A 19,275-nucleotide genomic window follows, 5' to 3' on the forward strand; every position below is an offset into this window, starting at 1 on the left:
CAAGGCGGCGTTCAATGATGCGGGATCCATGTCCGGAGTATTCCAACTTGCTACACCTTTCGAGCCAAAAGGCGACCAACCCGCCGCCATCGCAGAACTGGTGGAGGGCGTACGGCGAGGTGAACGGCACCAGGTGCTTCTGGGGATCACGGGATCCGGCAAGACCTTCACCATCGCCAACGTCATCGCGCAAAGTCAAAAACCGGCGCTGATCCTGGCGCCAAACAAGACATTGGCCGCGCAGCTCTATGGCGAGATGAAGGAGCTCTTCCCGAACAACGCGGTCGAATACTTCGTTAGTTATTACGATTATTACCAACCCGAGGCGTACGTCCCGTCGAGCGACACCTACATCGACAAGGACGCCATCGTGAACGACGCCATCGACCGCATGCGCCACTCGGCCACGCGGGCGCTGCTCTCGCGGCGCGATGTGATCATCGTGGCGTCGGTGAGCTGTATCTACGGCATCGGCAGCGCCGAGACGTACCACGGGCTGCTCATCGACTTGAAGACGGGCGAGGAGTTCCGGCGCGACACCTTGCTGCGCATGCTGGTCGACATTCAATACGAGCGCAACGACGTCGACTTTCACCGAAGCACGTTTCGTGTGCGCGGCGACATCGTGGAGGTCTTTCCGGCATACGAGCAGGACACGGCCATCCGCGTGGAGTTCTTCGGCGACACCATCGAGGCCATCCGCGAGGTCGACCCGCTGCGCGGCAAGATCAAGGGCTCGCTCGATCGCTACGCCATCTACCCGGGCTCGCACTACGTGACGCCGCAGGAGCAGATGCGCCGCGCCATCTCCAGCATCCGCGACGAGCTCCGCGGCCGGCTGGAGTTCTTCGACAAGGAGGGGCGCTTTCTGGAGAAGCAGCGGCTCGAGCAGCGAACGCAGTACGACATCGAGATGATGGAGCAGATGGGCTTCTGCACCGGCATCGAGAACTATTCGCGGCACCTCTCCGGCCGCAGCGCGGGCGATCCGCCGCCGACGTTGCTCGATTACTTCCGCGAGAGCTTCCTCATCGTCGTGGACGAGTCGCACCAAACGGTGCCCCAGCTCTCGGCCATGTACCGCGGTGACCGCGCGCGCAAAGAGACTCTGTCGGAGTACGGCTTTCGTCTGCCGAGCGCCCTCGACAACCGGCCGCTCAAATTCGAGGAGTTCGAAGAGCGCGTGCGCCAGGCCATTTACGTCTCGGCCACCCCCGGCGAATACGAAATACAGAAGACGCAGGGCGTGGTGGTGCAGCAGGTCATCCGCCCCACCGGCCTCACCGATCCGCAGGTCGAGGTGCGGCCGGTATCGGGCCAAGTCGACGATCTGCTCACGGAGATCCGCGAGCGCGCGGCCAAGAACGAGCGCGTCCTCTGCACGACCTTGACCAAGCGCATGGCCGAGGATTTGACCGACTACTACCGCGAGCTCAAGGTGCGTATTCGGTATTTGCACTCCGATATCGATACGCTCGAGCGGATCGATATCCTCCGGGATCTGCGGCTGGGCGAGTTCGATGTTTTGGTCGGCATCAACCTTTTGCGCGAGGGGCTCGACCTGCCGGAGGTGAGCCTGGTCGCCATCTTCGACGCCGACAAGGAGGGCTTTCTGCGCAGCCCGCGCTCGCTCATTCAGACCATCGGGCGCGCGGCGCGCAACGTGAATGGCCGGGTCATCATGTACGCCGACCACGTCACGCCGGCCATGAAGCAAGCCTTGGAGGAGACGAGCCGCCGCCGGGCGATCCAAGAGGCGTACAACGAGGAGCACGGCATCACGCCGCAGACGGTCGTGCGCGCGGTGATGAACGTGAACCCCGCGGCCGGCACCATCGACTACTTGAACGTGCCCAAGCTGGGGCGCGGCGGGAAAGCCGAGAGCGCGGCCGAGGCCGACGATTTGGCCGAAAAGATCGCGCAGCTGCGGCTGGACATGTTCGCCGCCGCGGAGAACCTGGAGTTCGAGACGGCCGCGCGCCTGCGCGACGAGCTCAAACGCCTCGAGGGTTTGGCCGGCACCAACGCCGACGCCCCGCCCGCCAGCGGTGTCTCCTATGAACCCTACGCCAACAAGCGCGGCAAGCGAACCGCGCGCGGCGCCGCCAAAGGCGGAAAGCCAGGCGAAAAGGGGAGGAGCAGCACCGCCGCCCCCAGCGCCTCCAAGCGCCCCGCGCGCAAGTACCGCTGATCGGTCGCCTCTCGCCCGTACCCGTGTACCGATGATCGGCGCCCTCTCGCGCGTACCCGTTCCCGTACCCGTTCCCGATCGTCGTCCCCGAGCTTTCGGGAGCGGGAACGGGTACGTGTACGTGTACCGGTGATCGGCCCCCCTCTCGCGCGTACCCGTTCCCGATCGTCGTCCCCGAGCTTTCGGGAGCGGGAACGGGAACGGGTACGTGTACGGGCGAAAAGGTGACGCTAGATTCGGCCCTTGTCTCCGCGGGAGCGCAGGGTTTCGACCACGGTGCGCACGTCTTGGGCGCGCTCGCGCGGGATGACGAGGAAGGCGTCGTCGGTCTCGACCAGGACGAGATCGTTCACGCCGACCAGCGCGTAGACCTTCTTCTCGCCTCGGGCGTCCGTTCGGAGATCGCGCACCAAGTTGCGGTGGGCGTCGACGGCGATGGCGCCCTCGGGGAGCGCATTGCCCTCGGCGTCTTTGGTGGCCAGCTCCCAGGCGCTCTCCCAGCTGCCGACGTCGTTCCAGCCGAAATCGCCGTGGGTGACCGCCAGATCCGACGCTTTTTCCATGACGCCATGGTCGATGGAAATGCTGGGCAAGTTGGGGAACACCTCGGCCAGCGCTGCCACCTCGCGGCCCTCCTTGGCGGCGAGGTCGAGCCGGTCGAGGCCCTCGGCCAGCGCCGGCAGGTGCGCCTCGATGGCCTTGCGCATGGCGCTGGCGCGGAAGAAGAACATGCCCGCGTTCCAGAGGTGCTTTTTGCCATTCACGTACTCTTCGGCGCGCGCGCGGTTCGGCTTCTCGACGAAGCGCACCACCGAGGAGAGCCCGGGCCCCAGATCGCCGCCGATCTCGATGTAGCCGTAGCCCGTCTCCGGGCGCGTGGGGACGATGCCGATGGTGCTGATGTGCCCCCGTCGGGCGCCGTCGAGCGCGCACGCCAAGGTCGCGCGAAACGCGGGCTCGTCGACGATGAAGTGATCGCTCGGCAGCACCGCGATGAGCGCCTCCGGATCGCGCCGGGCGATCGTCGCCGCGGCCCAGCCGATGCACGGCGCGGTGTTGCGCGGCACGGGCTCCGCCAGGATTTGTGCGCGCGGCACGTCCGGAACCGCGGCCGCCGTGGCCTCGATCAAATGCGCACCAGTTGCAATATACACGCGATCGGGGGTGATGAGCGGCGCGAGCCGCCGCACCGTGGCCGCGAGCAGCGACTCGTTCGCGTGTGCCGCGTTGGCCGCGCTCGACGCATTCGACGCGCTCGAGCCGCCGCCCGCCAGGTGGAGCAGCTGCTTGGGCCGATGGTTTCGCGACGCGGGCCAGAATCGGGTTCCCGCACCGCCTGCCATGATCACCGCATAGATATTCGACGCCATAGCGGCGCTTTTAGCACAGGCTCGCCCGGCGCCTAGAGCAGGGGCTACCAGGGCTGGAGGCTAAGGGCGCGCGTAGCCCCAGGCGACGGTCGCGACGGCGAGCGGCACCAGATAGACGGTGAAATACGCGAGCTTACCGCCGACGAGCACGCGCCGCAGCGCGAGGAGCGCGAGGATGCCCACGCCAAAGGACACGAGGGTGCCGAGGAGGAGCGCGCCCCCTCCGCCCGCGCTGTCGAAACCATGGCGGCCCTCGAGCACGATCGCTCCGAACACGGCCGGGAGCGACATGAGGAACGACAGCTCGAACGCGCGATCGGCGCGCACCCCCAGCCACAAGAGGCTGGCGATGGTCATGGCGCTCCGGCTCAGACCCGGCAAGACCGCCGCGCCTTGCGCGAAGCCCACGAGCACCGCCCCGAGGGGGCTCGGCACCAGCTCCTGACCGCGGGGCGCGACGTGCGTGGAGCCGACCGCCACCGCCGAGAGGAGCAGGCACACCCCCACGATGGTCGGGGAGCTCGACCACTCTTCGACCGGCTTCTTCAAGGTGAGCGCCACCAGCGCGGTGGGGATGCTGGCGAGGATGACCACGAACGCATCGCGGCCGCCGGGTGTTTCGCGCATCAACGAGGGTTGAAGGAGACCGCGCACCCCTTCGCGAACCGCCGCCGCGACCCGCTTGCGCAGCACCAGCAAGGTGGCGGCGAACGTTCCGAGGTGCAGAACGACGGTCGTGGCCAAGTCGGCTTCGCCCCCGAAGAGGAGCTGCGCCAGCGCAAGGTGGCCATCGCTCGAGATCGGGAGAAACTCCGTGATCCCCTGAACGACGCCGAGGAGGATGGCCAGGGCGACGGGAAGATGCATCGGCGACCGTCCCTATCACAGATGACGGGGACTTGCCTCCCGGAGGCGCGCGCCTCGACGTGCCCGACGTTCCGCGCAGAGGCGCGCGGCTTCAGCGGCGGACGAGCTCGATCCCGAGATCGTTGCGGATGAAGATCTCGATGTAGCCCGGCAGATACGGATCGGCGGCCTGCTTCCGGAACGGCGCGAGCAACGCGTCGTCGGGGGCATCGGTGAGGTGGACGATGAACCAGGTGTTGAGCGGGCGATCTTCCTCGCCGATCACGCCGTGCACCACGTGGAAGATGGGCTGCTCGGCGGTCACCCGCAAGGTCTGCCCGTCTCGATCGGGGTACTCGGCGGCGCCGATGAAGGTGACCTTCTGCTCCACGTGATTGAGCCGCGTCTGCTCGATCACCAATGTGTACTTCTCGGGCATGGTCCAGAGGCGCTGTTGCGACTTGCGCACGAAGATGTCGGCGCCGTCGGGGGCTTGGTGATCGTCCCACGCATCGGCGCTCCCTTCGGCGACGACATAGGGGATGTACAGGTCCGGCCGCCGTGCCTTGCGCGTCTCCATCGTCCACAGCATGGTGCGCGTGAAGAGCAGCGGCTTTCCAAGGCGGTAGCGCTCGGAGAGCACGCGGTTCACGTCGAGCGCGGGGAGCTCGTAGCGGGTGTTGCGGGGGTCGGCCCAGGCCTCGGCGAAGGCCTTTTCATGAAAGAGGGTGTTCATCACGCACGAGAACCTAAGCGCCCCCCGGCGCCCGGGAAATCGCGCGGACTTGAACGCATCGTTCCATCGGTGAAACGATGGGGCGATGACCCTCGCCCCTTCGGCCTTGGACCTCAACGCGCTGCACTACTTCGTGCAGATCGTCGATCGACGGAGCTACACCGCGGCCGCGCGTGCCTTGGGCTTGCCCAAATCGACCCTGAGCCGGCGCATCGGTGAGCTGGAAGCCACCTTGGGCGCGCGCTTGATCCAGCGGACGTCGCGAAAGTTCGTGGTGACGGAGGTCGGCCTGGATGTGTACCGCCACGCGCAAGCCATGCTGGAGGAGGCCCGCGCCGTGGAGCACGCCGTGAAGCAGCGGCTGGCCGAGCCCGCGGGCGTGGTCCGGTTGTCGTGCGCCCAGGGCGTCGCGCAGTTTGCGCTCTCGCGGCTCCTGCCGCGCTTCATGGAGCGGTTTCCGAAGATCGACGTGGTCCTGCACACCACGAACCGCCGGGTCGACTTGGTGGAGGAGGGCTTCGATCTGGCGGTGCGTGCGCACGCGCTGCCGCTGCCCGACTCCAGCTTGGTCCAGCGGCCGCTGGCGCACGTCACGTGGGCGCTCTTCGCCGCGCCTGCTTATGTGGAGCGGGCCGGCACCCCGGCCGCACCCGCCGACCTTCGGACGCACGCGGTCATCGTGCAAGGACGCGATCCGCTCTGGCGGCTGCAGCACGCGCACCACCCCACCGTGACCTTGCCGCTCGCGCCGCGGCTGCAGAGCGACAGTATGGGGGTGGTGAAGGACTTGGTCCTCGCCGGCTCGGGCATCGCGGCGCTGCCGGCGTACACCTGCCGGCTCGAGCTCGCGGGCGGCGCCGTGCAGCGCGTGCTCCACGAGTGGACGGCCGGCCAAGCCACCTTGACCTTGCTCTCGCCCTCGCGCCGGGGGCAGCTGCCGTCCGTGCGCGCCTTCGCGGATTTTCTGATGGCGGAGTTTCCAGCCGTCGTGTCGTTCGCAGGAATTTCGACCGATTGAGCAGGGTCAATTATACGACATAAGAACACCTCGACCCACGCATGCCCAACCGATCCATCCTTGCGCTGCTTTTTTCGCTGTTGTGCGTCTTTGCGCTCGCGCTTCTCGGCTGCGATTCCGAGCAGGCGCCGCAGCTCATTTCGGTGACCGAGCTCACCCCGCGCGAGGCGGAGGTGGGCGATCGACTCGAGATCAATGGCTCGGGTTTTCCGCAGGGAAAGCCGGCGCGCGTCACCTTTCGGGGCGCGCTCTATCGACCGGGCGAGCGCCCCGCGCACGGCGCGGTGGTGGACGCCGAGGGGCTGGTGGTCGGGCGCGATGTCATCGAGATCCTCTACACGGAGGCGCTCGACGCGGAGTTTTGCGGCATCGGGGAGCGCCGGCGCCATACGACCTTCGAGGGCGATGTGGAGGTCTCGTTTGCGGCCGCCGCCCCGGGTGCGCCGCCGGTGACCACGGTGCTTCACCAGGTCACGCTCGACCTTCGCCCGCCGGAGGACTCGCCGCAGGTGCTGGCGGAGCGCGCGGAAGAAGGGGAGCGCACCTTGGCCGCGCTCGGCATTCACCCGGGCGAGCCGCTGCCCGAGCGCGGCATTCTGGTGAAGTCGGTCGACGCGGGCTCGCGGGCCGAGGAGGCGGGCATCCTGGCCGAGGATGTACTGGTGGCCTTTGCGGGCGTTCGCATCGGCAAGCTGGCCGACGTGCTGGTGCCGGGGAGCGTGCGCGACATCGAGGTGACCCTTCGCCGCGGGGCCACCGCACGCGAGGAAAGGCGCACCATCCGAACCCTGGGCATCGACCGCACCGTGCCCACGGACATCTTCGGCGCGGCGTTCATCGCCATCGTGGCGGCCTTCGTGGTGCTCCTGTTCTTTACGCCGTCGCTGGGGCCGGTCCTCTGGCTCGAGAAGCGCTTTGCCATGGCGCGGCGCGCGTCGGGCGCGGCCCAGGTGCGCAGCGCCGCGCGGTCCAAGGATCGCGCGATGATCGCCATCGTGACCTCGCTCTTCCTCGCGCTGCTCTCGTTGGTTCAGCGCTCGCTCGTCGCGGAGCTGGACGCGCCCGCGGTGGCCGTCGTTCTCGCGATCTCGATGGCGGCGCTGGCCTTGGCGAGCGGCTCGCTCCCCGCGACGCGGGTCGGGCACGGTCCGCCGCGCGCGCCCGGGCGCCTTCGTGGGGTGCTCTCGGTGGTGACGTTCGAGCTCCCGGTCATGCTCGCGCTGGTGGGCGCCGTGAGCGCGGCCGGCTCCCTTCGTCTGCGCGACATCGTCGCGGTGCAGGGCGGCTGGCCGTGGGAGTGGCTGGCCTTTCGTTCGCCGCCGCATTTTCTGTTGTTCCTCGCGTTCTTCGCGGCCGCGTGCAAAGAGCGGCTCGCGGGGGCGGGGAGCGCGGGCAGCGCAGGGGCGGGGAGCGTTGCGAGCGGCTTGCGTAGCCTCGCGGCCGCCGAGCACTTTCATCTGCTCGCGCTCGCGGGCCTGTGCGTCACGCTCTTCTTGGGCGGCTGGACGCTCCCCGTGCTCGCGCCGGGCGTGCAGCACGCGGAGGCGATTTGGGCCGCGGCCGGGAGCGTGCTCTTTCTGGCCAAGGTGCATGGCTTGGTTCACCTCTTCGAGCGTGGACGGCGTGCGCTGGTGGGGGTCGATGCGCAGCTCCTGGTGCGCGTGTATTGGCGGTGGGTGCTTCCGATGACGGCTCTGGCGCTGGGGGCGAGCTTGGTGTGGGGCTATCTCCGGATCCATCCGGAGATTCAGGCGTTGGTGGCCGCCATCGACGTGGTGCTGATGGCGCTCCTCCTCTTGCGCGTGGCGCTGCGCACGGTGCGCGTGGTGCGGCATGGCGAGCTAAAAGGTGCGCCTGAGCCTCACCTCAATCCGTTTCTTTGAGACTTGCGCAATCAATCGCACGGTGGGGGCTAAACTTTTGATCAGATCGAGCCGTCATTCTTTGTAGAGGGACCCGCGCATGCAGCACGGGGCCTCGCCTACGAGCTCGGGAGGACGATGGCTGCCAAATCTCTTTCCGCCACGCGCACCGTGACCGGTCCTGGTTCGACGTCACGCACCTTCGGAGACATCGCGCCGGTGTTGGTCCATGACTTCAAGGGACCGCTGTCGGCCGTTGCGCTCAACCTCGATTTCGTGCTGGAGCAGCTCCCGCCGGATTCCTCGTTCGACAGCGTTCGTGGCGCGCTCTCCGAGTGCCGCCACGCCAGCGATCGCATCTTCCGGGTGATCGCGAACCTGATCGACGTCTCGCGGTGGGAGGAGGGGAGACTCGCCCTCCGATGCGGCTCCGTCGTGCTCCCCGAGCTGTTCCGCCGGGTGGTGGCCTCGCACGAGGTGGAGCTCGCGCAAAGCAAGGTCGACATGCGCATCGAGGTCCGGGACGATCTCCCCGCCATCGACGCCGACGCCGATCTGCTCGCGCGCGTGCTGCACAACCTGATCGACAACGCCCTGCGCAACGCGAAGCCGCACGGAACCATCGTGCTCTCCGCCCACGTCAGCGCCACCCGCGACGTCATCGAGCTCGGCATCAAAAACGACGGCCCGCCCGTCCCCCACGCCACCCGCGCCGCGCTCTTCGTCCGTGCCGTGGGCACCACGGAGGCGGACGGCCTCGGGCTCAATCGGGGGCTCGGTCTTTACTTCTGCAAGCTCGCGCTCGAAGCCCTGGGCGCCACCATCGCGCTCTCGGAAGAGCCGGGCTTTCCCGTCGCCTTCGTGATCCGCTACCCGATGCCAGTGCGGCCTTCGCGCTGACAAAATGAAAACGCCGGCTCGCGCCGGCGTGGATTGCCTAGGTGGGCGTTTGGGCGTTGGGGTCGAGCGCGACCGGGGTCGCTACTCTTTCAGCGCCTCGGCGCCGCCGATGATCTCCATCAGCTCCTTGGTGATGGCCGCCTGGCGCGCGCGGTTGTACTGCAGCGACAAGCGCGCGATCACGTCCTTGGCGTTGCGGGTGGCGGCGTCCATCGCGGTCATCTGCGCGCCGAAGAAGCCGGCCTGGCTCTCCAAGAGCGCGCGGTAGATCGAGATGTCGATGTACATCGGCACCAGCCGCTCGAGCAGCGCGCGCGGGTTGGGCTCGTAGAGGAACTCCGACTTGAGCGCGTCTTTGCCGCTGTCGCCCTTGCCGTTGTCGCTCTTGCCGTTGCCTGGGATCGGCAGCAGCTGCTCCACCGTCACCTTTTGCGAGATGGCGCTCTTGAACTCGTTGTACACGAGGTACACCGCGTCGCACTCGCCGCTCTCGAAGCGGGAGACGACGAAGTGCGAGACCTGCCGCGCCTTCTCGATGTTGAGACCATCGTAGAGGTGCGGAAAGTCTTGAACGATGGTGCCGCCGCGGCGGTTGATGTACTCGCGCCCTTTGCGGCCGATGGTCGCGAACTCCACCTCGGCGGTGCGCTCGCCGGCCTTGCGCTCTTTCCACTCACGCTCGCTCGCCTTGTTAACGTTGGCGTTGAAGCCACCGCACAGGCCGCGATCGCCGGTCATGACGATGTAGAGGACCTTGTTCTCCTGCCGGATGGCCAGGAGCGGGTGAAAGAGCTCGTCCGGATTGTGCGGATCGACCCTGGCCGCGTCGTCCTCGGCCTTCTCACGCATCGATTGCGCGACGCTCTGGAGCACGTCCTGTGTCTTGAGCGCGTAGGGCCGCAGCGCCAAAATGCGCTGCTGGGCGCGATTCAGGCGCGCACCGGCCACCATCTTCATGGCGCGCGTGATCTTTTGCGTCGCCTTGACGGAGGTGATGCGCTTTCGAATGGCCTTTAGGCTGGGCATTACTTGCTGCCTTTACCGAAAGCCTTCCCGAACTTGTCGAGCGCCTTCTTGAGGTCTTCCTCGATCTCCTTGTCGAGGGCCTTCTTCGTACGGATTCGCTCGAAGATGTCCGCGTGGTTCGCCTCGATGAAGGAGTAGAGCTCCGACTCGTACGACCCCAGGCGGTCCTTCGGCAGACCGTCCACATAGCCCTTGGTGGCCGCGTAGATCAGCACGATCTGCTTCTCGACCGGCAGCGGCACATACTGACCTTGCTTGAGCACCTCGGTCAGACGCACGCCGCGCTCGAGCATGTCGCGGGTGACCTTGTCCAGATCGCTCGCGAACTGGCTGAAGGCCGCCTTCTCGCGGTACTGCGCGAGGTCGAGCTTCAAGGTACCGGCGACGCTCTTCATCGCCTTGATCTGCGCGTTGCCACCGACGCGGCTCACGGAGATACCGACGTTGATGGCCGGGCGGACGCCGGAGTAGAAGAGGTCCGTCTCGAGGAAGATCTGGCCGTCGGTGATGGAGATGACGTTCGTCGGAATGTAGGCCGACACGTCACCGCCCTGCGTCTCGATGATCGGGAGCGCCGTGAGCGAGCCGCCGGAGTGCGGGTTCTTGAGGACCGTGTGGCCCGCGCCCTTCTCCTTGGCTTCCTTCTCCGCCTCGCCCTTGCCCTCGCCGCCGCGGTGGATGTGCGTTCCCGGCGGGACCGCCTTCCAGTCCGTGGTGCCGCTCGGCACCACCGCGAACTCCTCGGCCATCTTGGCCGCGCGCTCAAGCAGGCGGGAGTGGATGTAGAAGACGTCGCCCGGGTAAGCCTCGCGTCCCGGCGGACGGCGGAGGAGCAGCGACAGCTGGCGGTAGGCCACGGCTTGCTTCGACAGGTCGTCGTAGATGCAGAGCGCGTGGCGGCCGGTGTCGCGGAAGTACTCGGCCATCGTCACGCCGGTGTACGGCGCGATGAACTGCAGCGGCGCCGACTCGCTCGCGCCGGCCACGACCACCGTGGTGTACTCCATGGCGCCGAACTGGGTCAGCTTGTCGACGACGGCGGCCACCGTGGACTGCTTCTGCCCGACGGCGACATAGAAGCAGTAAACGCCCAGGCCCTTCTGGTTGATGATCGTGTCGATGGCGACGGCGGTCTTGCCCGTCTGGCGGTCACCGATGATGAGCTCGCGCTGGCCGCGGCCGATGGGGACCATGGCGTCGATGGCCTTGATGCCCGTCTGCAGCGGCTCCTTGACCGGCTGGCGCGCCAAGATGCCGGGCGCCTTCACCTCGACGCGGCGGCGGTGCGGCGACTCGATGGGGCCCTTGCCGTCGAGCGGCTGGCCGAGCGAGTTGACGACGCGGCCGACCAGCGCCTCGCCCACCGGCACCTCCATGATGCGGCCGGTGCGCTTGACGATCGAGCCTTCCTTGATGGTGCTCGTGTCGCCGAAGATGGCGGAGCCCACGTTGTCCGATTCGAGATTGAGCACCAGGCCCATCAAGTTCCCGGGGAACTCGAGCAGCTCACCGGCCATCGAGCCCTCGAGGCCGTAGATGCGCGCGATACCGTCACCCACGCTGAGAACCGTGCCGGTCTCCATCGTGTGCGCGGCGCGCTCGTAGTTCTGGATTTGCTTTTTGATGATCTGCGAAATCTCTTCGGCGCGAAGCTGCATGGTATTCGTCTCTTTGGGGTGCGGGCGGTCAACTAGACTGCTGCGGCGGGAGCTTGTGCGCCTTCGCCTCGCGAGTCGCGGGAGTCTGAGGCGATGAGCGCAAGTTTCATTTCTTGGAGTTGCGTGCGGACCGAGCCGTCGATCACGGTGTCGCCGATGCGCGCGATCACGCCGGCGATGATCGAGGGATCCTCGCGCCGCTCGAGCACGACGCGCTTGCCGGTCATCTTCTCGAGCTCGGCTTGCAGCTTGCCGTAGTACGCCTCGCTGAGGCGCACGGCGGTGGTCACCACGGCGCGAACGAGGCCGCGCTCGAGATCCGTCTTCTCTTTGAGCTGCTGCGCGATGTCGGGGATGACCCGCATGCGGCGGCGGTCGTTCAAGAGCAGCAGCGTGTTCTTCGCCGTCTGCCCGAGACCGAGCTGGGTGGCGATGTCGAGCAGGATGGCCCGCTTGGCATCGTACGAGACCAGCGGGTTCTCCAGCGCATTGCGGAGCTCCGCGCTCGCTTGGTAGTTCTGCGCGAAGAAGACGATCTCCTCGACCAAGGCGCCGAGGTTCCCCGTCTCACGGCCAATCTCGAGGATGGCCGTCGCATAGCGGCGTGCAACGTTGGTATTGACCATCTACTCCGAGCCTCCCGTGGGCAGGCTGGTGTTGGGGGGAAAAGGAACGGGCGCGTTGGCGCCGTTCGGGTTGGGAGAGGTAACGGCGCGGGGCGGTACGCTGGCCGGGCGCGGAAGGACCGGCGGACGGGCCGAGCCCCCGCCTGCACCGCTGGGGCCGCGCGTTCCAGACGCGGGCGACGTCGGCTTGTCCTTGGCGTTGCGCGCGGCGAGATCCTGCAGGAACTCCTCGGCCAGGCGCTCGTGATCCGAGGCGGTGATGCGGGCGCGGACCAACTCTTCGGCCGCCGTCATCGCCATTTCCACCGTCTCGCGCGACAAGTCTTGCTTGAGCTGCGCGATCTCGCTGGCGAGCAGCGCCTTGGCGTCGCGCTCCATGCGGCCGGCTGCCGCCTCGGCCTCGCGCAGGATGCGCTCCTTGTCGGCGTTTCCGGCGATGACGAGGGCCTTTTGTGCCTCGTCCTTCTCGGCCTCGAGGTTCTCGAGGTTCTTCTGGTACTTCTTGGCGCGCTCTTTGGCCTCGCGCTTGATGCGCTGCGCTTCGTCGATCTTCTGCTTGATGTCCTCGCGGCGGCGCGAGAGCGCCTTGGCGATGGGCTCGCGGCCGAACCGCCAGAAGACCCACACCAGGATCGCGAAGTTGATCAGGTTCGCAATGAGCGGCGGCTGCTTGGGGTTGCCGAACGTAAACCAGTTGATGTCGCCCGGGCCGTGATGACCCTCATGGGCGCCCTGGCCGTGGCCTCCGCCCTCGCCATGCTCGGCTTCGTCGCCGCCGGCCGTGTGCGCGCCGTGGCCGGACTCAGCCGCACCGTGCCCTTGCTGTTGACCGTGTTGCTCGTGCTGCATGGCGCTCATCCTTCGACCTCCCGCCCGAGCACGCGGGTCGCAATGTCACGCGCCAGAACCTTGGACTGGTCGCGGAGGGCGGCGCGGACCTGCGTCGCCTCGTTCTCGGCTTGCTTGCGGCCTTCCTCGAGGGTCTTGGCCGTGCTGGCCCGAACGCGGGCCAAAATTTCGTTCTCCGACTTGATCGCCTCGGCGCGGAGCTTCTCGCGATCCAGGTTTCCGGCCGCGCGGGCCGCCTGCATTTCGCTCTCGTACTTGGCCTGCGCCTCGGCAGACTTCTGGTCCTCCCGGTGGCCTTCTTGAATCGCCCCCTCGATCCGGACCTCACGCGCTTCGAAGAGCTTGAGCATCGGGTCGAACAGGAGCGGCTTCAGCACCGCCATGAGGATCAAAAACAGGACGACTTGCCCCAACATAGTGAGGTCGAAATCCACGTCGACCGCGCCCTGCGCCGCGCGCATGAGGCTCGAGTCGACCGCGCCCATCATCACGAGTGACATAGATCCGTCCCTAGGTCCTTCCAGAGTCCGACCGAAACGCCTTGGGTTTCCGAAGAGGGCCACAAAACCCAGGAAAAACCGGAGCGATTCGGCGGGGAATTTCGCTTGAAAAAGCAGGGAGCCACTACCACTACGGCAGGCGTCTGTCTACGTCTTCCTGCCTGGGCTGCGTGGCCCCCGGCCTTCTACCCGAGGTCTTGTTGGATCTCCTGGGCGTGCTTGGTCACGTCCACGGTGCGGTAGATTTTTTTCACGTTCCCATCCGCGCCGATGACGAACGTTTGGCGGGCGGTGAAGCCCTTGAACGGGACACCAAAGGACTTGGCGATGCTGCCGTCGGGGTCGCTAACCAGAAGGAAGGGGAGCTTGTGGTGCTCGGCGAACTTCTTGTGCGAGGCCTCGTCGTCGGCCGAAATGCCAATGAGAACCACATTTTTCTTGCCGAGCTGAACCCAGGCATCGCGGAAGGAGCACGCTTCCTTGGTGCAGCCGGGGGTCTCGTCCTTCGGGTAGAAGTACACGACCACGGATTTGCCCTTGAGGGCCGCCAGGTGAAGGTTGGTGCCGTCGTGGGCCTTGGCCGAGAAGTCGGGCGCGGGCTTGCCCACCTCGAGCTCGGCGGCGCTGCCGGCAGCAGCGGCCACGGGGGCCGGTGCGGCCTCGGCGGGCTTGGCGGCGGGTGAGTTGGCGGCAGGGGTCGCGGCGGCGGGGCTGGCAGCCGCCGGCTCGGTGGCGGCCGTGGTCGTGTTGGCGCCGGCGCCGGCGGGCGGGGTGGCGTCTCGGCTGCAGCCGAAGAGCGCGACGGAGAGAACGGCTGCGAGGGATGCGAGACCGCGAGCAGATGTGCACGCCATGAGGAGCCTCCTTAAAATGTGGGCAAGATGTAGCACCGAGGTGAAGGTCGGGTGCGCAAAAGCGCCGACCTCGGGCCGGACCACAGGTCCGGCGCCGGTACTGCCCAGTACGCGCGCAAAGGTCCCCGGTTCCGCGCGATTCCGCGATTCTACGCGCCGACGCACGATTCGACGCGTTCCTACGCGGCGATACGCGGCCATCCGTGACTAGATGATCCCGAACTCTTTCAAGCGGCGATAGAACGTGCGGCGCGGGACCCCGACCAAGCGGGCCGCCTGCACGCGGTTCCAATTGCACTCGGCGAGGGCATCGAGGATGCGTTGGCGCTCGGTGTCCTTGAACTCGGCCTTGGTGCGCGCGACCAAGCGCGGTTGGCTGGCCGATGTCGGCACGGTGGATGTCCGGGCCACGCTGGAAGGATCGGGGAGCTCGAAGTCCTCGAGCTGCAGCTCCTTGGCGTCGCTCATGAGCCATGCGTTCAGCAGCACGTGCTCCAGCTGGCGAACGTTGCCCGGCCAGTCGTACGCGGAGAGGCGGCGGAGCGCCTCGCGGCCGACCGATTTTCGCTCGCGCCGGTGGCGGGCGGCGAACAGGGAGAGGAAGTGGTCGATGAGCGGAAGGATGTCGTCGATGCGCTCCCGGAGCGGGGGAATGCGGACCTCCACGACGTGCAGCCGGTAGTACAGGTCTTCGCGGAAGGTGCCGTCGGTCACCATCTGCGCCAGATCGCGGTTGGTGGCCGCGATGACCCGCACATCGCACGGCTCCTCTTTTTCGCCGCCTACCGGGCGCACGGAGCGCTCCTGCAGCACCCGCAAAAGGCCCGCCTGCATCTTGAACGGGATGTCGCCGATCTCGTCGAGCAAGATGGTCCCGTGCTCGGCCTCGCGAAAGAGCCCTTTGCGATCGCGATCGGCCCCCGTGAAGGCGCCGCGCACATGGCCAAAGAGCTCGCTCTCGAGGAGGTTCGCGGGGATGGCGCCGCAGTTGACCCCGATGAACGTCCTCTTGGCGCGCGCGCCCGACGCATGGATGGCCTTCGCGACCACTTCTTTGCCGGTGCCGCTCTCGCCCGTCACCAGCACGGGGACGTCGGTGTCCTTGATGCGCTCGATGACCGCGTACACCTTGCGCATGGCGGCGCTGGTGCCGACCAAGCCCGCGTACCCGAAGTGGCTTCGAATCTGCGCGCGCACCTCTTTCAAGTTGCGGCGGGTGAGCTCCAGCTGCTCGGTGCGGCGCCCGAGCAGCTCCGACACCTTGGCGTGCGCCTCCTCGAGCTCGCGGTTGGTGCGCGCCAGCTCCTCGGCGCGCTGCCGGTTTTCGGCGATGAGGCGCGTGTTGGCGATGGCGATGGCTGCTTGATCGGCGAAGGCGGCCAGGGTGGGCAGCTCGTCGTTGAAGCGCGCGCCCGGCCGGAGCCGGGTCTCGAGGTAGAGCGCGCCGATGGTCTTGCGCGGCGCTTCGGCCCGAGCGCCGCCAGGGGTCTCCGGCGCGAGCTCGCCGCCGTTTTGCCCCGCTTGCCCCATTTGAAGCGCGGCGATGGGCACGCACGCGATCGACTGGATCATGAGCTGGTGCACGCTCACGGCTTGCGCCAGCCGCGCGTCGTCGCGCGCGCTGATGGCGATGACCGGCTCCCCCGTCTGCACCACCTTTTCGGCCACCGAGTGCGAGAACTGCGCGTGCGGATCGTCGCCCTTGCGGTCGCGCGACGTGTGCGTGGTGAGCTCGCCGTGCTCGTTGGCCAGAACGACGAACCCCCGCTCGGCCCCGAGCAGCGCCATCGCATGATCGGTCACCTTGGCGAGCAGCCGGCCGATGTCGTGGATGCTGGCCAGCTCGCGCGTGATCTCCAAGATGCGCACCAGGCGGTCCTCGGCCAGGAGCGGCCTTCCGATCCACGAGGTGGTGCGCGGCGTGGCTTGCGACGTGGTGGTGGACTCCTGCACCTCCATCGCCCCCGCCGCGTGGGCCGGGGGCTCCACCATGGCGGGTAGCCGTACCTGCAGCTCCGCGATCCGGGTGCTGGGGACGGCGGTGGTGCTCCCATGCGCTTGCTGGAGCGCGCGCCTTCGCGGATCGTTCCAGAAGACCTCGCGCAGATCGCGCGGCAGCTTGGCCGCCGTCTCCTCCAAGATGGCCAGCGCCGACTCGATGTCGCGCCGCGCCAGCGCCTTGTTGCCCTGGGCGGCCGAGAGCCGCGCGCGCGCCTCCAAGCTGCGCCACTGCCACTCGCGCCGCCCCGCCTGCGCGGCTTGTTCGTGCGCGCGATCCAGCGCTTGCCGCGCGGAGCCCTCCTCGCCGGAGAGCAAGGCGATGGTGCCGGCCACGATGCCCGCCAGGGCCTCGTGCTCGCCGAACCCCGACTCGCCGAGCCCCGCGCGCACCTTGTCGAGGTGCAGCGCGAGCTCTGCGGTGTCGGCGCCCGGCGCGTCGGCGCGCGCGAGCAAGCCTTCGAGCCGCGACTCGGCGGCGTCGCGGTGGCTGCCGGTCGCGTCCCAGGCCCGCGCCGACTCCTCGTAGAGGGCCGACGCGCGCGGTACGTCGCCCGTGCGGGCCGCGAGCTCCGCCTCCAGCCCCAGCAAGGTGGCCAGGTGAATGGGCGAGAGCGACGCGCGCTCCTCGGCCAACGAGTCGATCGAGGCGCGCGCCCGGGCGTAGCGGCCCAAGTACGAATCGAGGTTCGCCAGATGCAAGAGCGCGCCCCGCACCGCCAAGAGGCCCCCCGCGCGCCGGCCCATGTCGACGGCCGCCTCGAGGTGGGTGAGCGCGAGCGCGAGATCGCCCTCGGCCCGCGCGAGCCCCGCCAGGTTCAAGCGGGTGAGCGCCACGGTGCCCGCGTCGCGCGCGGCCTCGGCGGCGGCCAGCGACTGCTCGTACGATTCGCGCGCCTTGGCGTTTTGCCCTGCGCGCTGGTGCACGATGGCGACGGCGCCGAGCGCCACCGCCTCCAGCCGCCGATCGCCGATGTCGCGCGCCACGTCGAGCGCGCGCGCGAGCGCCTCGCGGCCCGCGGCGTCGTCGCCGGTGAAGGCGAGCGCGATCCCGTGCACGCACAGCGCGTCGGCCGAGAGCGCGTCGTCGTCGGCGCCCGCGGTGACCGCCTCGGCCGCGAGCTCGGCGGCCGCCGGGTAAGCGCCCAGCCGCAAGTGCGCCCGCGCGCGCGCCACCTTCCACGCGCGCGCCAGATCGCCGTCCTCCGGATCGGGGAGCTCGCCGTGCACGAGGTCGAGCTTCGCCGCCGCGCCGGCCGGATCGCCGCGACCGAGCGATGCGCGCGCGTACGCCACCGCCAGGCGAACCCGCTCGCCCGCGTCGCGCCCTTCGCCGAGCTGCCCCAGCTCCTTCTCCGCCTCGTCGATGCGCCCCGTGTCGAGGAACCGCTCGCCGCGCGCGAAGCGATCCCCGCGCGCCAAGGAGGGCGGCGGCGCGGCCGGCGCTCTGCGCTCGTGGTGCAACATGGCGTCGATCTCGTCGGCCGAGACGATGGGCCGGCCCGCGAGCGCGCGGATGGCCGCGCGAAGCGGCCCGGGAGCACGGTGCGCTTTGCCGATCAAGTGGCTCACTAGCGCCTTGGGCAGCGAGGGCATGGCCCGGAGCACCAGCTCCTCGGCGGCGCGCGGCTCCAGGTGCGGGACCTCGAACAGCCGCGTCTCGCCATCGCAGAGGAGCGCCACGTCGTCCAGCGCGCCCACGCCGACCATGCGCGCGCCCTGGCGCGAGGCCCGGAGCAGCGCGGCGCGCGCCTCGCTGTTGAGCAGCGCCACGTCGTCCACGATCACCACCGCGGAGGCCATCTCCGACTCGGGCACCGCGCCCAGCTCGAGCTCGACCACCTCGGCCAGGGAGAGCCCCCCGCGCGGCGGATCGATGCGGGCCACCGTGCGGCCCTCGATGCCCAAGGTCCACGCGAGCCGCAGGGCCAGGGTCGTGCGCCCCGAGCCCCGCGAGCCGGCGATGGCGAGCGCGTCGCCGGGGAGGAGCGCGGCGACCTCCTGGCTCAGCGACTGCGCCACCCCCTCGATGCCGACCACCGGCCAGCTCTCGTCGTCGTTGCCGCTCGCGCCATTGCCCTCGCCGAACTGCGAGGGCGCCAGCCGCGCCGCGTGACGCAAGGCGCTCGCCAGCTCGTCGACGCTCGGGTAGCGCGCGTCGGGATCCTCGGCCATCGCGCGCGCGGCGATCGCACCCAGCGCCTCGCGGTCCAGATCCCAGGGCGCGCGGGCGCGCTTGAGCACCTCGGCCATGGTGGCGCCCAAGGAGTACACTTCGGCGCGCACGGTCAGCGGCTCGCCGCGAAAGAGCTCCGGCGCTGCAAAGTGCGGCGTGAGGCCCTCGGCTTGCGTCCCCGCGCGGGCGCGCCAGGAGACCGACAGCCCGAGGTCGACCCACGTGGCCTTTCCCGCAGGGTCGACGATGATGTTCGCCGGCTTGATGTCGCCGTGCAAAAGCCCCGCGCGGTGAATCACCGTCAGCTTCTGGCTCGCGTGGGCGATGGCCAGCAGAAGCTCGCGCGGATCGCGTGTCTCGATCGCATCCTCCAAGCTCTCGCCGGGGACGAGCTCTCGCACCATGTAACGCCTCCCATTCTCCGGCAGCGCGCCAAAGGCCATGACCCGCGGCACCCCGAGCCCCTGCAGGCCCGATAGCGCCATCGCCTCGCGAACCAACGCCAAGCGCTCGTCCACGCCTGCGCCGGTGGCGAGCGCTTTCAGTGCGAGCATGCGACCGGTGACCCGATCGCGCACCGCCCAAACTTCTCCTCCTCCCCCCTTCCCCAGTGGATGCTTGGCTTCGTATCTCGGTGGAAGTGCAACCATATCGAATAACGCCCG

General features: G+C 68.4%; 14 protein-coding genes. 4 read left to right on the forward strand and 10 right to left on the reverse strand.

The features are described 5' to 3' along the window. Window positions 1–28: 28 nt before the first annotated feature. On the forward strand, window positions 29–2,191 hold the full coding sequence (gene uvrB / locus LZC94_05230; protein ID WXB16680.1) for an excinuclease ABC subunit UvrB: 2,163 nt from the start codon (window positions 29–31) through the stop codon (window positions 2,189–2,191). Window positions 2,192–2,421: 230 nt separating this feature from the next. Here the strand turns inward: uvrB and LZC94_05235 are convergent, their stop codons facing one another. From LZC94_05235 to LZC94_05245, 3 genes are all read right to left on the reverse strand, one after another. Further along, window positions 2,422–3,561: an NTP transferase domain-containing protein gene (locus LZC94_05235; protein ID WXB16681.1), complete on the reverse strand. Its 1,140-nt coding sequence runs from the start codon at window positions 3,559–3,561 to the stop codon at window positions 2,422–2,424. Between the two features lie 60 nt (window positions 3,562–3,621). Further along, on the reverse strand, window positions 3,622–4,428 hold the full coding sequence (locus LZC94_05240; GenBank protein WXB16682.1) for an undecaprenyl-diphosphate phosphatase: 807 nt from the start codon (window positions 4,426–4,428) through the stop codon (window positions 3,622–3,624). Between the two features lie 91 nt (window positions 4,429–4,519). Beyond that, window positions 4,520–5,146: a hypothetical protein gene (locus LZC94_05245; protein ID WXB16683.1), complete on the reverse strand. Its 627-nt coding sequence runs from the start codon at window positions 5,144–5,146 to the stop codon at window positions 4,520–4,522. An 82-nt stretch (window positions 5,147–5,228) separates the two neighbouring features. Here LZC94_05245 and LZC94_05250 point away from each other — a divergent pair, with 82 nt between their 5' ends. The 3 genes from LZC94_05250 to LZC94_05260 all read left to right on the forward strand — a co-directional run bounded on the left by LZC94_05250 (window position 5,229) and on the right by LZC94_05260 (window position 8,923). Further along, window positions 5,229–6,161, forward strand: a complete 933-nt coding sequence (locus LZC94_05250) for a LysR substrate-binding domain-containing protein (protein WXB16684.1) — start codon at window positions 5,229–5,231, stop codon at window positions 6,159–6,161. Window positions 6,162–6,202: 41 nt separating this feature from the next. Continuing rightward, window positions 6,203–8,044, forward strand: coding sequence for an NADH-quinone oxidoreductase subunit H (locus tag LZC94_05255; GenBank protein ID WXB16685.1), 1,842 nt, complete (start codon window positions 6,203–6,205; stop codon window positions 8,042–8,044). 117 nt (window positions 8,045–8,161) lie between these two features. Continuing rightward, the gene (locus LZC94_05260; GenBank protein ID WXB16686.1) at window positions 8,162–8,923 is read left to right on the forward strand and encodes a HAMP domain-containing histidine kinase; all 762 of its coding nucleotides are present in this window, start codon (window positions 8,162–8,164) and stop codon (window positions 8,921–8,923) included. A gap of 81 nt (window positions 8,924–9,004) precedes the next feature. Here LZC94_05260 and atpG read toward each other — a convergent pair whose 3' ends face one another. The 7 genes from atpG to LZC94_05295 form a co-directional block, all read right to left on the reverse strand. Continuing rightward, window positions 9,005–9,949 carry an ATP synthase F1 subunit gamma gene (gene atpG, locus LZC94_05265; protein WXB16687.1) on the reverse strand — a complete coding sequence of 315 codons (945 nt, stop codon included), beginning with the start codon at window positions 9,947–9,949 and terminating at the stop codon, window positions 9,005–9,007. Further along, a complete protein-coding gene (gene atpA / locus LZC94_05270) occupies window positions 9,949–11,607 on the reverse strand; it encodes a F0F1 ATP synthase subunit alpha (protein ID WXB16688.1) in 1,659 nt (552 codons plus the stop codon). Before atpA ends, atpG begins: the two co-directional genes overlap by 1 nt. Window positions 11,608–11,639: 32 nt before the next feature. After that, window positions 11,640–12,233: an ATP synthase F1 subunit delta gene (gene atpH / locus LZC94_05275; GenBank protein ID WXB16689.1), complete on the reverse strand. Its 594-nt coding sequence runs from the start codon at window positions 12,231–12,233 to the stop codon at window positions 11,640–11,642. Then, entirely contained in the window at window positions 12,234–13,082 is an 849-nt protein-coding gene (locus LZC94_05280; GenBank protein WXB16690.1) for an ATP synthase F0 subunit B, read from the reverse strand. Window positions 13,083–13,087: 5 nt separating this feature from the next. Beyond that, on the reverse strand, window positions 13,088–13,582 hold the full coding sequence (locus LZC94_05285; protein ID WXB16691.1) for a H(+)-transporting ATPase: 495 nt from the start codon (window positions 13,580–13,582) through the stop codon (window positions 13,088–13,090). Between the two features lie 185 nt (window positions 13,583–13,767). Beyond that, the gene (locus tag LZC94_05290) at window positions 13,768–14,436 is read right to left on the reverse strand and encodes a peroxiredoxin (GenBank protein WXB16692.1); all 669 of its coding nucleotides are present in this window, start codon (window positions 14,434–14,436) and stop codon (window positions 13,768–13,770) included. 207 nt (window positions 14,437–14,643) lie between these two features. After that, entirely contained in the window at window positions 14,644–19,260 is a 4,617-nt protein-coding gene (locus LZC94_05295; protein WXB16693.1) for a sigma 54-interacting transcriptional regulator, read from the reverse strand. Window positions 19,261–19,275 lie beyond the last annotated feature (15 nt).

Source organism: Sorangiineae bacterium MSr11954, from assembly GCA_037157815.1.
GTDB classification, from domain to species: domain Bacteria; phylum Myxococcota_A; class Polyangia; order Polyangiales; family Polyangiaceae; genus Pendulispora; species Pendulispora albinea.

Bases quoted from the DNA above. Each gene is read 5' to 3' on its own strand.
- atpG (WXB16687.1), bottom strand. From the start codon at position 9,949: ATGCCCAGCCTAAAGGCCATTCGAAAGCGCATCACCTCCGTCAAGGCG.
- LZC94_05235 (WXB16681.1), bottom strand. From the start codon at position 3,561: ATGGCGTCGAATATCTATGCGGTGATCATGGCAGGCGGTGCGGGAACC.
- LZC94_05240 (WXB16682.1), bottom strand. From the start codon at position 4,428: ATGCATCTTCCCGTCGCCCTGGCCATCCTCCTCGGCGTCGTTCAGGGG.
- LZC94_05280 (WXB16690.1), bottom strand. From the start codon at position 13,082: ATGCAGCACGAGCAACACGGTCAACAGCAAGGGCACGGTGCGGCTGAG.
- atpH (WXB16689.1), bottom strand. From the start codon at position 12,233: ATGGTCAATACCAACGTTGCACGCCGCTATGCGACGGCCATCCTCGAG.
- LZC94_05255 (WXB16685.1), top strand. From the start codon at position 6,203: ATGCCCAACCGATCCATCCTTGCGCTGCTTTTTTCGCTGTTGTGCGTC.
- uvrB (WXB16680.1), top strand. From the start codon at position 29: ATGTCCGGAGTATTCCAACTTGCTACACCTTTCGAGCCAAAAGGCGAC.
- LZC94_05285 (WXB16691.1), bottom strand. From the start codon at position 13,582: ATGTCACTCGTGATGATGGGCGCGGTCGACTCGAGCCTCATGCGCGCG.
- LZC94_05290 (WXB16692.1), bottom strand. From the start codon at position 14,436: ATGGCGTGCACATCTGCTCGCGGTCTCGCATCCCTCGCAGCCGTTCTC.
- LZC94_05295 (WXB16693.1), bottom strand. From the start codon at position 19,260: ATGGTTGCACTTCCACCGAGATACGAAGCCAAGCATCCACTGGGGAAG.
- LZC94_05250 (WXB16684.1), top strand. From the start codon at position 5,229: ATGACCCTCGCCCCTTCGGCCTTGGACCTCAACGCGCTGCACTACTTC.
- atpA (WXB16688.1), bottom strand. From the start codon at position 11,607: ATGCAGCTTCGCGCCGAAGAGATTTCGCAGATCATCAAAAAGCAAATC.
- LZC94_05260 (WXB16686.1), top strand. From the start codon at position 8,162: ATGGCTGCCAAATCTCTTTCCGCCACGCGCACCGTGACCGGTCCTGGT.